Origin of the sequence: Caballeronia sp. LZ024, from assembly GCF_031451455.1 — a bacterium.
In the GTDB taxonomy this organism is placed as follows: domain Bacteria; phylum Pseudomonadota; class Gammaproteobacteria; order Burkholderiales; family Burkholderiaceae; genus Caballeronia; species Caballeronia telluris.
The window spans coordinates 1,808,233-1,820,552 of sequence record NZ_JARUXL010000001.1 but is presented as its reverse complement, the minus strand read 5'-3'; the positions used below and the strand labels follow the sequence as shown (position 1 = coordinate 1,820,552).

Sequence of the window (12,320 nt, the reverse complement as noted above, 5' to 3'; positions counted from 1 at the left end):
GCGCCTGATCGATACCCATGCCTCCAACCGACGATTCGACCCAGGACTGGCCCATGAAGGACAAGCGCGGTCAGTGGAAAGCGTGGCTGCTCACCGATACGCCCGCGTCGCGCAGACAAGCCGCGTTCGGCCGCGCGTATCGGCGCTGGCGGCGGTTTTCGAGCAATCCGCTCAGCCTGTTCGGGCTCGTGATTCTGCTCGTATTGATCGTGGCCGCTGCGATCGGCCCGCTGCTGGTCGGCGAAGATCCGCTGCGGCAAGTGCTCTCCGACCGCCTGCTGCCGCCGGGCACGGCGGCGCACTGGCTCGGCACCGATCAGCTGGGCCGCGATATTCTCTCGCGGCTCGTGCACGGCTCGCGGCTCACGCTGTCCATCGCGATCCTCGTGGTGGTGCTGGTCGTGCCGGTGGGGCTTCTGATCGGCACGGCGTCGGGCTTTTGCGGCGGCTTCGTCGATACCGTGCTGATGCGCCTGACCGACGTCGCGCTCGCCTTTCCCAAGATCGTGCTCGCGCTCGCGTTCGCGGCGGCGCTCGGGCCGGGCGTGTTCAACGCGGTCATCGCGATTTCGATCACCGCGTGGCCGCCGTATGCGCGCCTCGCACGCGCGGAGACACTCAGACTCGTGCAGGCGGATTTCATCCACGTGGCGCGGCTGCAGGGCGCGTCGTCGATGCGCATCCTGTTGCGCTATATCGTGCCGCTCTGTTCGTCGTCGGTGATGGTGCGCGCGACGCTCGACATGGCGGGCATCATCCTCGCGGTGGCGGGGCTCGGCTTTCTCGGGCTGGGCGCGCAGCCACCGAGTCCCGAGTGGGGCTACATGGTCGCCTCGGGCCGCAACGTGCTGCTCGATGCGTGGTGGGTCGCGACGATCCCCGGTCTCGCGATCCTCTTCGTGAGCCTCGCGTTCAATCTGCTCGGCGACGGCCTGCGTGACGTCTTCGATCCGCGTCAGGGAGGCTAGCGTGAACACGCCTCTGTGTGAAATCGAGAACCTGCGGATCGGCTTCGCGGCCCACGACGGCACGATGGCCGATGCGGTGCGCGGTATCTCGCTGACGCTGCAACGGGGCGAGCGGCTCGGTATCGTCGGCGAATCGGGTTCGGGCAAGTCGCTCACGGGCCGCGCGCTGCTCGGTCTGTTGCCGCCGTCGGCGCAATGGTCGGCCGATACGCTGCGCTTCGACGGCCAGGATCTGCTCGCGATGCGTCCGAAGGAGCGGCGGCGTTTGTGCGGCACGCAGATGAGCATGATCCTGCAAGACCCGAAGTATTCGCTGAACCCGGTGATGACGGTCGCGCAGCAGTTGCGCGAGGCGTTTCGCCGGCACGAGCCGACGCTCGGCGCGCGGGCGATGCGCGAGAAGATCGTCGCGGCGCTTGCGGCGGTGCATATCCGCAATCCGGAGCGCGTCGCCGACGCGTATCCGCACGAACTGTCGGGCGGCATGGGACAGCGCGTGATGATCGCGATGATGGTGTCGGCTGGGCCGCGCCTTCTGATCGCCGACGAGCCGACGAGCGCGCTCGACGTGCTCGTCTCGATGCAGGTGCTGGCCGTGCTCGACGAGATGATCGAGAAGCACGACACCGGGCTCGTCTTCATCAGCCACGATTTGCCGCTCGTGATGTCGTTCTGCGACCGCGTCGTCGTGATGTACGGCGGGCGCGTCGTGGAGACGTGCGCCGCGCGCGACCTGAAGCACGCGGAGCATCCGTACACGCGCGGCCTGCTCGCGGCGAATCCGCCGCTGACCGATCCGCCCGACGAACTGCCGACCTTGCGCCGCGACGCCGCGTGGCTCGTCGAGCCGTCGGTCAAGGAGCGCTGAACGATGATCGACGTCAACAGCGCGCATATCCGCTTCAAAACGAAGACCGGCCACGTCGACGCGGTGCGCAACGCGTCGTTTCATGTCGGCGAGGGCGAGGTGTTCGGTCTCGTCGGCGAATCGGGTTCCGGCAAGTCGACGATCCTGCGCGCGCTCACCGGCCTCGTGCCGCTCGCCGGGGGCACGATGCGGGTCGGCGCACATACGCTCGGCAGAAAGATCGACCGCGCGTTTCGCCGCGACGTGCAGATGGTGTTTCAGGATCCCTATGGATCGCTGCATCCGCGTTTCACCGTCGACCAGACGCTGCGCGAGCCGCTCGCGATCAACGGCATCGGCGACGAGGACGAGCGCATTCTGAACGCGCTGCGCGAAGTCGGGCTCGGGCCGGCGTTCCGCTTTCGCTACGCGCATCAGTTGTCGGGCGGCCAGCGACAGCGCGTGTCGATCGCGCGGGCGCTGATCGTCGAGCCGCGCGTGCTCCTGCTCGACGAACCGACGTCCGCGCTCGACGTCTCCGTGCAGGCGGAGATCCTGAACCTGCTGCGGCGGCTGCATCGCGAGCGCAAGCTCACGATGATCCTCGTGAGTCACAATCTCGCGGTCGTCGGGTTTCTGTGCCAGCGCATCGCGGTGATGAGGAACGGCGAAGTGATCGAGCAGCTTTCCATCGAGGCCGTGCGCGCGCGTGATGTGCAGCACGACTACACGCGCACGCTGCTCCTCGCTACGGATGGGTACAAGCGGAAAGTGGCGGACGTCATCGGTGTGGACGCGGCGCTTTAGAGCACGCGTGCGGTGGCGTCAATAGCAGGCCGTTGCGTAAAGCAGACTGACTTCGAACGTTCGTGCCTTCCGGCCGAAGCGCCCGGCGCCGGCTGCTAGAATGCGAGATGACTTTCCGATGCCCTCGACACGGCGACACCCGTCGTGGCGGGCGTTCCGGCCCCAAGGCCACTTCAACGAAATCGCGAAAGACCGGCAGGCCGTCAAGCTGCAAGCTGGTCGTAATCCCCGATGAAACTGCTAGATGCCTTAGTCGAACAGCGGATCACCGCTGCCGCCGCGCGCGGCGAGTTCGACGATTTGCCCGGTAGCGGCGCGCCGCTCGCATTTGACGACGACGCTCTTGTTCCCGAGGAAGTTCGCATCGCGAACCGCATTCTGAAAAACGCCGGCTTCGTGCCGCCCGCCGTCGAGCAACTGCGGGCGCTGCGCGATCTGCAGGCCGAATTCGACCTGGTCGCCGATCCGGCGGCGCGTTGCCGTCTCCAGGCGAAGATGCTCGCGCTCGACATGGCGCTCGAATCGCTGCGCGGCGGCTCGACCGTGCCCCACGAGTATCGCCGGCGCATCGCCGAACGGCTCTCCGAGCGGGCGCAAAACCGCGCTGCGGAGCCGAAGTGAGCGCGCCGGCGCCCGCCGCAAAGCACATCGCCGAACCGGATGCGGGCGGGGAGGCCGCCGAACGCGACCGCCGCTTCATGGCGCTCGCGCAGGAAGCTGCCGAGGCGGCGCGCGCAGCGGGCGAAGTGCCGGTGGGCGCCGTGCTCGTTCGCGGCGACGAAGTCATCGCGACGGGCTTCAACCATCCGATCCGCGGACACGATCCGTCCGCGCATGCCGAAATGGTCGCGCTGCGCGCGGCCTCGCGCGCGCTCGAAAATTACCGGCTGCCCGGCTGCGAGCTCTATGTCACGCTGGAACCGTGCGTCATGTGCGCGGGCGCGATCATGCACGCGCGCATCGCGCGGGTCGTGTTCGGCGCCGCCGACCCGAAGACGGGCGCCTGCGGCAGCGTCATCGACGTGTTTGCCAACGAGCGGCTGAACCATCACACGACGGTTGTCGGCGGTGTGCTCGCCGACGAATGCGGCCACGCGCTGCGCAATTTCTTCGCGGAACGCCGGCAACTCGCGCGCGCCGAGCGCGAACTGCGCAAGGCACGCGAAGCCGCCGATTCAATCGACCCTTCATCCACCAATCCATGATCGTCAAGCCCCGCACCATCGATTTCGTCGCGCCATCCGGTTATCCGCACGATCCCGCGGCGGTCGAGCGGGGGCTGGAGCGATTGCGCGCGCAGGGGCATCGGCTCGAAAACCTGAGCGCGACCGAGCGGCGTTTCCAGCGCTTCGGCGGCACCGACGGCGAACGCGCCGCCGACCTTAATCGTCTCGCCGATCCCGCGCGTCGCCTGCCCGACATCGTGCTGGCGGTGCGCGGCGGCTACGGCGCGGCGCGCATCCTGCACGGACTGGATTTCGAAGGGCTGCAGCGTCGGCTCGCAGGGCAGCCCATTGCGATTGTCGGTCATAGCGATTTCACCGCGATCCAGTGCGCGCTCTTTGCGCGCGCCGGCGTGAAGAGCTTCGGCGGTCCGATGTTCGCGGGCGATTTCGGCGCCGAGCATCCGAGCGCGTTCACGATGCAGAACTTCTGGCACGCGATCACGCGCTCCAGCTTCACGGTGACGGGCGACACGCCGCAACAACAGTCCGTCGACGCAACCGGCATGCTGTGGGGCGGCAACCTCGCGATCCTGGCTTCGCTCGTCGGCACGCCGTACATGCCGCCGGTGGAGGGCGGCATTCTTTTCATCGAGGACGTCAACGAACATCCGTTTCGCGTCGAGCGGATGATTTATCAACTGCACCTGTCTGGCATTCTCGGACGCCAGCAGGCACTCGTGCTGGGCGAATTCTCGGGCGCCCGGCTCGCGGACTACGACAACGGTTACTCCTTCGATGCGATGCTCGAACAGGTGCGCGCGGTGATCGGCATTCCGGTGGTGACGGGATTGCAGTTCGGCCACGTCGAGAACCTGCTGACGTTGCCGTTCGGCGCGACGGCACACCTCATTGCGCGCCCGCAGGGGTTCAAGATGACGCTGAACGACTATCCGCATCTTGCGTGAAACGAAGCGCCCGGCGAGGGCGCTTTTTTCAAGCTTACATACGCAACTAACAGTCTATTTAGTAACGCTCCGAGTTAACCCCGATCACGTTTGCGACGGCAAAATTGTCGACAAAAAGATGCGTTCAGTCCTGACAAAAACTTTCCTTATCTCCGCAAATCCTTGTGGCTGCTGGGTTTCGCGCGGGCCATATCCCATTACAAACATGATTGCCGACAATTTCCAAAATGAATTGTTGACAATATTTATGTCGGTTCTAAGATGACCAACATGCGAGCGAACACATCATGTCCGACCCAAACATCAGCGCTTCATTGAACGTCAACGGTACGGCAAACGCCGAGTCGATCGCCGAGCACATTCGCGCCGCGATCCTCGAGCATCGCCTCGCGCCCGGCGCAAAGCTGACGGAAGCGCAATTGTGCGAAGTATTCGAAGTGAAGCGCGGGACGGTGCGTCAGGCGCTCGCGCAACTCGCCGGCGAACGGCTCGTCGATCTGGAGCCGAACCGCGGTGCTTTCGTCGCGAGTCCAACGCTTCAGGAAGTGCATGAAGTGTTCGAGATGCGGCGGATCATCGAAATGGCCGTGGTCGAACGTATTTGCAGCGGGCACGGCACGCGTCGGCTGAAGTCGATCAGCTCGACCATCGGACGCGAACGCCGCGCCTTCGAAAGCCATGATTTCACGGCCTGGATCCGGCTTTCGGGCGAGTTTCATACCGAACTCGCCGCGCTCACCGGCAATACGGTGTTGTGCGAATGTCTGTCGGGGCTCGTCGCGCGATCGACGCTGATCTCGGCGCTATACGAATCGCTCGGCAAGAGTTCGTGCTCGTTCGAAGATCACGAAGAGATCCTCGCGGCGCTCGATGCGGGCGACAGCGCGAAGGCAACGGAACTGATGGCGCGGCATCTGCGCGACGTCGAATTGAAGATGCTGGAGCGGCCTGCGCGTGGCGCGGTCGATCTGCGGGAAGTATTTGCAAAGCCTGCCGAGCGGAACAAGACGCCCGGCATGTGATGGAAGGCAAGCCGGCCAGGACCGGCGCCGGAATCAAAGGAATGGAGACCGCGCCCCGCCAGAGGGCGCGTGACAGCAAAACAGATGGCCTGCATGCGCCTTCATGCGCAGCATGCGGCTGCACTGAACGAAGCGCTCCGACGAGCGCATGAAAAGCCGTCCCGGCGTCGTTTCGAGGGCTCGCGCGCAGCACGGGCCGGGCGAAGCACTGCCGGGAGAGATTCGACAATCACGAAGAATACCGCGCATGAAATGCGAAGGTATCCGAATCGATTTGCACTGCGTAATCCACGCTCGAACGCACGCAGCGGAATTTTCATTACCCGAGTTGCCTTTCTCATCGAAGGAGAAGTCATGGCCCAGTTCAGTGCAGCATCCAGTGAGAGCACGCTGCCGCCGTACGGCGAGCAAGCAGGCGGTCACGAGTCGCATCTTCCGGCAGGCTACAGCGACCGTCTCTATAACGAAGACCTCGCGCCGCTCAAACACCAGACCTGGGGCGCGTACAACATCTTCGCGTTCTGGATGTCGGACGTGCACAGCGTCGGCGGCTACGTGTTCGCCGGCAGTCTCTTCGCGCTCGGCCTGACGAGCTGGCAGGTGCTGGTGTCGCTCCTGATCGGCATCGGGCTCGTAAATGCGCTCTGCAATCTCATCGCGAAACCGAGCCAGCAGGCGGGCGTGCCGTATCCGGTCGCATGCCGCGCGACCTTCGGCGTGCTCGGCGCGAACATTCCCGCCGTGCTGCGCGGGTTGATCGCGGTGGCGTGGTACGGCATCCAGACCTTCCTCGCGTCGAGCGCGCTCGTGATCGTCGTGCTCAAGTTCGTGCCGCAGTGGATGCCTTACGCGGACGTCCACAAGTACGGCTTCGTCGGCTTGTCCGCGCTCGGCTGGGCCGGCTTCATGCTGCTGTGGGTGTTGCAGGCCGTGGTGTTCTGGCGCGGCATGGAGATGATCAAGAAGTTCATCGACTTCGCCGGTCCCGCCGTGTATGTAGTGATGTTCATTCTCGCGGGCTACATGGTGTGGCGCGCGGGCCTGAAGAACATCGGCCTGAATCTCGGCGGCGTGAAGTATCACGGCACGGAAGTGATCCCCGTGATGATCACCGCGATCTCGCTCGTCGTCTCGTACTTCTCGGGCCCGATGCTCAATTTCGGCGACTTCTCGCGCTACTGCAAGAGCTATCGCAGCGTGAAGCGCGGCAACTTCTGGGGCCTGCCGGTCAACTTCCTGGCGTTCTCGCTCGTCACCGTCATCACGACCGCCGCGACCTTGCCGGTGTTCGGCCAGCTCATCACCGATCCGGTGGAAACCGTCGGCCGCATCGATCATCCGACGGCCGTGATCCTCGGCGCGCTGACCTTCACCATCGCGACGATCGGCATCAACATCGTGGCGAACTTCGTGTCGCCGGCCTTCGACTTTTCCAACGTCGCGCCGCGTCACATCAGCTGGCGCATGGGCGGGATGATGGCCGCGGTCGCGTCGATCTTCATCACGCCGTGGAATCTCTTCAACAATCCGGCGGTGATCCACTACACGCTCGACGTGCTCGGCAGTTTCATCGGACCGCTGTACGGCGTCCTGATCGTCGATTTCTTCCTGGTGAAGCGCGGCAAGCTCGTCGTCGACGACCTGTACACCGTCTCGGAGACGGGCCGCTACTGGTACACGAAGGGCGTGAATCGCCGCGCGGTGGCGGCGCTGTTGCCCGCCGCGGCGATCGCGGTCGCGTGCGTGATGGTTCCGTCGCTCGATGGTGCCGCGAACTTTTCGTGGTTCGTCGGCGCGGGACTCGCCGCGGTGTTTTATTGGTTCCTGGCAGACCGGAAGGGTTCGAACTAACCTGAGAGAAAGCGCGGGCGATGTGCGCCCGCGCCGCAATCGGAAGCACCAAGCAGCACTCGAGCACGAGAAGGAGCAGGGCCATGAGAATCAAGCTGATCAACCCGAACACGACGCAGCGCATGACCGAATCGATGGGGCGTTGCGCGCTCGAGGTCGCCTCCCCGGGCACGGAAATCATCGCGGTGAGCCCGACGATGGGACCGCCGTCGATCGAGGGCTATTACGACGAGGCGATCGCCTCGCTCGGCCTGCTCGCCGAAGTGGAGGCGGGCGAGCGCGAGGGCTTCGACGGCTATGTGATCGCGTGTTTCGGCGATCCGGCGCTTTATGCCGCGCGCGAACTGGCGCGCGGTCCGGTGATCGGCATCGCCGAGGCGGCGATGCATGCGGCGAGCGTGATCGCGCCGGGCTTTTCGGTCGTCACGACGCTCGCGCGAACTTGCGGCATGGCGTGGCATCTGGCGGAGCGCTACGGCATGACGCGCTTTTGCAAGAACGTGCGCGCGACCGACGTCGCGGTGCTCGACCTCGATGTGCCCGGGTCCGCTGCGCGCGGCATCATCATCGACGAATGCCGGCGGGCGCTCGACGAAGACGGTTCCGATGCGATCGTGCTCGGTTGCGCCGGCATGGCGGAGTTTTGTCACGAAGTGGAGGATGCGATCGGCGCGCCGGTCGTCGAGGGCGTGACGGCCGCGGTCAAATGGGCCGAGGCGCTGATCGCGCTGAAGCTGCACACGGCGAAACGCGGCGACTTCGCGCGGCCGCTCGCCAAACGCTATGACGGCGTGCTCGCCGACTACAGCCCGCGGGACGCGGCGGCCCACATACACCGCAAGTGACCCGCATTATCTGCGTGGCCGTATGGGCGCACGGGGGTGTTTTCGCTAAACTGGACCATCGCTTTTCCGCTCATCGTCATTCTCTTCATCATCGCCATGTCAAACGACCCGAACTATCCGCGCGACCTGACCGGCTACGGCCGCAACCCGCCGCAGGCGAACTGGCCGGGACGCGCGCGCGTCGCCGTGCAGTTCGTCCTGAACTACGAAGAGGGCGGCGAGAACTGCGTGCTGCACGGCGATCCGGGCTCGGAGCAGTTTCTTTCGGAGATCGTCGGCGCGGCTTCGTATCCGTCGCGGCACATGAGCATGGAGTCGATCTACGAATACGGATCGCGCGCGGGCGTCTGGCGCATCCTGCGCGAGTTCGAGAAGCGCAAGATGCCGCTCACCATCTTCGGCGTCGGCATGGCGATCGAGCGGCATCCGGAATTGGCACGAGCGTTCGTCGAACTGGGGCATGAAATCGCGTGTCACGGCTACCGGTGGATTCACTATCAGGACATGTCGCCGGAGCGCGAGGCCGAGCACATGCGCCTCGGCATGGAAGCGATCGAGCGCGTGACGGGCGTGCGGCCGCTTGGCTGGTACACGGGCCGCGACAGTCCCAATACGCATCGGCTGGTGGCGGAGTACGGCGGCTTTCTCTACGACTCCGACAACTACGGCGACGACCTGCCGTTCTGGACGGAAGTCGAAGTGACGGGCGGCAACAAAACGCCGCATCTGATCGTGCCGTACACGCTCGACACGAACGACATGCGCTTTGCCACGCCGCAGGGCTTCAACACCGGCGACCACTTCTTCACGTACCTGCGCGACGCGTTCGACGTGCTCTACGAAGAAGGCGACGAAGCGCCGAAGATGCTGTCGATCGGCATGCACTGCCGCCTGCTCGGCCGCCCGGGGCGTTTTCGCGGACTGCAGCGCTTTCTCGATCACATCGAAAAACATGACCGCGTGTGGGTGACGCGTCGCGTGGATATCGCGCGGCACTGGCGCGAACATCACCCCTATCAGGGCGGCAACAACACCAACGGGACGACGGCATGAAGGCGATGCAAACCACACTCGATCAACTCAACGCGCTGCCCGCCGACACGTTCGTGACGGTGCTATCGGGCATTTTCGAGCACTCGCCGTGGGTGGCCGAAGTCGCAGCGGCAGAGCGGCCGTTCGCGAGCGTCGACGCGCTACACAAGACGATGTCGGGCGCTGTGGAAGCGGCGGGCGAAGAGAAGCAGCTTGCGCTCATCAACGCTCACCCGGAGCTCGCGGGCAAGGCCGCGGTGCGCGGCGAACTCACCGAGGAATCGACGCGCGAGCAAAGCGGCGCAGGCCTCGGTCTCTGCACACAGGAAGAGTTCGACCGCCTGCAGGCGCTCAACGCCGCATATCGCGAGAAGTTCGGTTTTCCGTTCATCCTCGCCGTGCGCGGCTACGACCGTCACGGCATCATCGCGAACTTCGAAAAGCGCGTGAATCACAGCCGCGCCGAAGAGCTTCGCACGAGTCTCGAACAGATCTACCGGATAGCACGCTTCAGGCTCGATGATCTGATTCAATGAGCTGAACCGCTGATCCGCTTTTCACCGCAGAACGAACAAGGACGAAGACAATGGCAATCCCGACACTCGATCCCAACGCGCCCGAATTCACGCGCCGCTATGTGAATCTCGCGGACCCGCGTCTGGGCGCGGCGGCGCTCGAAGCGAGCGACGACTTTTTCGCGCCGAAAGAGCGCATGCTGAACCCGGAACCGGCGGTATTCATCCCCGGCAAGTTCGACGATCACGGCAAGTGGATGGACGGCTGGGAAACGCGCCGCAAGCGTTCGACGGGCTATGACTGGTGCGTCGTGAAGCTTGCGCGTCCGGGCGTCATCAAGGGCATCGACCTCGACACGAGCCATTTCACCGGCAATTTCCCGCCGGCCGCTTCGATCGAAGGCGCGCACGTCGCCGACGGCGCGCCGAACCAGTCCACCCAGTGGACCGAGATCGTCCCGTCGACGACGCTGCAGGGCAATAGCCACCATTACCTGGAAGTCGGCGCCGAGCAGCCGGTCACGCACCTGCGCGTGAACATTTACCCGGACGGCGGCATCGCGCGTCTGCGGGTGTACGGCCAGCCCCAGCTCGACTGGAGCAACGCGAGCAAGAGCGAATTGTTCGACCTAGGCGCGATGGAAAACGGCGCGTATCTCGTCGGCACGAACAACCAGCACTTCGGGCTTGCGTCCACACTCCTGATGCCGGGTCGCGGCGTGAACATGGGCGACGGCTGGGAAACACGGCGCCGTCGGGAGCCGGGCAACGACTGGTGTATCGTCGCGCTCGCGCAGCCGGGTGTCATCAAGAAGATCGAAGTCGATACCGCGCACTTCAAGGGCAACTATCCGGACCGCTGCTCGCTGCAGGCGGCGTATGTCACGGGCGGCACCGACAGCTCGCTCGTCACGCAGGCGATGTTCTGGCCGGTGCTGCTCGGCGAGCAGAAGCTGCAGATGGACAAGCAGCATTTCTTCGAATCGGAACTGGCGGCGCTCGGCCCCGTGACGCACGTGCGCTTCAACATCATCCCGGACGGCGGCGTATCGCGTCTGCGTCTCTTTGGAACGCTTGCATCATGAAAAAGCTCGCCATCGAGCCGTTGACGCGTGCTGCGTTCGAGCCTTTCGGCGACGTCATCGAGCTCGATGGCGCGAAGCAGATTCCGATCAACCTCGGCACGACGATCCGCTTTCACGATCTCGCGAATATCGACGTGGAGGAGCAGAACGGCCGGCCGCTCGTGAACCTCTTTCGCGGCCAGCCGCGCGTGCTGCCGTTCGAAGTGAAGATGATGGAGCGGCATCCGCTCGGCAGCCAGGCGTTCGTGCCGCTCAACGACAAGCCTTATCTCGTCGTGGTGGCGCCCGCCGGCGATCTCGACGAAAGTGCGATTCGCGCGTTCGTCACGCGCGGGTGGCAGGGCGTGAATTACGCGAAAGGCGTCTGGCATCATCCGCTGATCGCGCTCGACGAAGTGAGCGACTTCATCGTCGTGGATCGCGGCGGCGAGGGGCTCAATCTCAACGAGCAGGATCTGCGCGAATCGCTATGGCTGACCGAGGACGCGATGCGTTGATTCGCAGTCAGGCAAGGCAGCAAGAACCAAGGACCGACAACGGTCCTTTTTCTTTATGCAGCGGCCGATGAACACGCCGCCACGGTCGTGGCATTACAATTGCCTTTCGATGCGCCGTATCGTGGTGCGATCGACCCGGCGTGCGTCGCATCGATTCGCATGCCGCGGCAGACAAGGAGGCTAGACAATGCAGACCGAACCACAGAAAGAACACGCGTGGCTGATGAAGCTGTGCGGCGACTGGACATCGAAGGGCGAGATGGCGGGGGAGCCGGGCAAGCCAGCAGAAACCTGGGAATCGACCGAGCGCGTAAGCCCGGTCGGCGACATCTGGGTGCAGTGCGAAGGGCGCACCGACATGAAGGACGGCACCTTCGGCACGACCGTCATGACGCTCGGCTACGATCCGGCGACGAAGGAATTCGTCGGCAACTTCATCGCGTCGATGATGACGCACATGTGGATCTACGAAGGCACGCTCGATGACAGCGAAAAGGTGCTGACGCTCAACACCGAAGGTCCGGATTTCGGCAAGCCGGGCACGTATGCGAAGTACAAGGATGTGATCGAGATCGTCGACGACGACCATCGCACGCTGACAAGCTGGATGCATACCGACGACGGCAACTGGAACCAGATCATGCGCGCGGACTACTGGCGCAAGAAATAAAACAAGGCCATGAATCTGCATTCATGGCCTTGTTTCAAGCGCGAAAGCCG

At 64.4% G+C, this 12,320-nt stretch carries 14 protein-coding genes; all 14 read left to right on the top strand.

Going from position 1 to position 12,320, the window contains the following annotated elements:
* Positions 1 to 53 precede the first annotated feature (53 nt).
* The 14 genes from QCE48_RS08415 to QCE48_RS08350 all read left to right on the top strand — a co-directional run bounded on the left by QCE48_RS08415 (position 54) and on the right by QCE48_RS08350 (position 12,270).
* Positions 54 to 968 carry an ABC transporter permease gene (locus tag QCE48_RS08415; RefSeq protein ID WP_309785220.1) on the top strand — a complete coding sequence of 305 codons (915 nt, stop codon included), beginning with the start codon at positions 54 to 56 and terminating at the stop codon, positions 966 to 968.
* Between the two features lies 1 nt (position 969).
* Positions 970 to 1,836: an ABC transporter ATP-binding protein gene (locus tag QCE48_RS08410; RefSeq protein WP_309785221.1), complete on the top strand. Its 867-nt coding sequence runs from the start codon at positions 970 to 972 to the stop codon at positions 1,834 to 1,836.
* 3 nt (positions 1,837 to 1,839) lie between these two features.
* On the top strand, positions 1,840 to 2,622 hold the full coding sequence (locus QCE48_RS08405) for an ABC transporter ATP-binding protein (RefSeq protein ID WP_309785223.1): 783 nt from the start codon (positions 1,840 to 1,842) through the stop codon (positions 2,620 to 2,622).
* A gap of 231 nt (positions 2,623 to 2,853) precedes the next feature.
* Positions 2,854 to 3,243, top strand: coding sequence for a DnaJ family domain-containing protein (locus tag QCE48_RS08400; RefSeq protein WP_309785226.1), 390 nt, complete (start codon positions 2,854 to 2,856; stop codon positions 3,241 to 3,243).
* Positions 3,240 to 3,827 carry a tRNA adenosine(34) deaminase TadA gene (tadA, locus tag QCE48_RS08395; protein ID WP_309785230.1) on the top strand — a complete coding sequence of 196 codons (588 nt, stop codon included), beginning with the start codon at positions 3,240 to 3,242 and terminating at the stop codon, positions 3,825 to 3,827. The genes QCE48_RS08400 and tadA overlap by 4 nt, the downstream gene beginning before the upstream one ends.
* Positions 3,824 to 4,753, top strand: a complete 930-nt coding sequence (gene ldcA / locus QCE48_RS08390) for a muramoyltetrapeptide carboxypeptidase (RefSeq protein WP_309785232.1) — start codon at positions 3,824 to 3,826, stop codon at positions 4,751 to 4,753. The genes tadA and ldcA overlap by 4 nt, the downstream gene beginning before the upstream one ends.
* A gap of 287 nt (positions 4,754 to 5,040) precedes the next feature.
* Positions 5,041 to 5,775 (top strand): GntR family transcriptional regulator, encoded by a 735-nt coding sequence (locus QCE48_RS08385; protein WP_309785233.1) that lies wholly within the window; start codon positions 5,041 to 5,043, stop codon positions 5,773 to 5,775.
* A 354-nt stretch (positions 5,776 to 6,129) separates the two neighbouring features.
* Positions 6,130 to 7,626, top strand: coding sequence for an NCS1 family nucleobase:cation symporter-1 (locus QCE48_RS08380; protein WP_309785234.1), 1,497 nt, complete (start codon positions 6,130 to 6,132; stop codon positions 7,624 to 7,626).
* 83 nt (positions 7,627 to 7,709) lie between these two features.
* The gene (locus QCE48_RS08375; protein WP_309785237.1) at positions 7,710 to 8,471 is read left to right on the top strand and encodes an aspartate/glutamate racemase family protein; all 762 of its coding nucleotides are present in this window, start codon (positions 7,710 to 7,712) and stop codon (positions 8,469 to 8,471) included.
* Positions 8,472 to 8,567: 96 nt separating this feature from the next.
* Positions 8,568 to 9,524 carry an allantoinase PuuE gene (gene puuE, locus QCE48_RS08370; protein ID WP_309788238.1) on the top strand — a complete coding sequence of 319 codons (957 nt, stop codon included), beginning with the start codon at positions 8,568 to 8,570 and terminating at the stop codon, positions 9,522 to 9,524.
* Positions 9,521 to 10,039, top strand: coding sequence for a 2-oxo-4-hydroxy-4-carboxy-5-ureidoimidazoline decarboxylase (gene uraD / locus QCE48_RS08365; protein ID WP_309785240.1), 519 nt, complete (start codon positions 9,521 to 9,523; stop codon positions 10,037 to 10,039). The genes puuE and uraD overlap by 4 nt, the downstream gene beginning before the upstream one ends.
* A 50-nt stretch (positions 10,040 to 10,089) precedes the next feature.
* The gene (alc, locus tag QCE48_RS08360) at positions 10,090 to 11,103 is read left to right on the top strand and encodes an allantoicase (protein WP_309785242.1); all 1,014 of its coding nucleotides are present in this window, start codon (positions 10,090 to 10,092) and stop codon (positions 11,101 to 11,103) included.
* Positions 11,100 to 11,600, top strand: coding sequence for an ureidoglycolate lyase (locus QCE48_RS08355; protein WP_309785244.1), 501 nt, complete (start codon positions 11,100 to 11,102; stop codon positions 11,598 to 11,600). The genes alc and QCE48_RS08355 overlap by 4 nt, the downstream gene beginning before the upstream one ends.
* Before the next feature lie 187 nt (positions 11,601 to 11,787).
* Positions 11,788 to 12,270: a DUF1579 domain-containing protein gene (locus QCE48_RS08350; RefSeq protein ID WP_309785246.1), complete on the top strand. Its 483-nt coding sequence runs from the start codon at positions 11,788 to 11,790 to the stop codon at positions 12,268 to 12,270.
* The last annotated feature ends 50 nt before the right edge of the window (positions 12,271 to 12,320 follow it).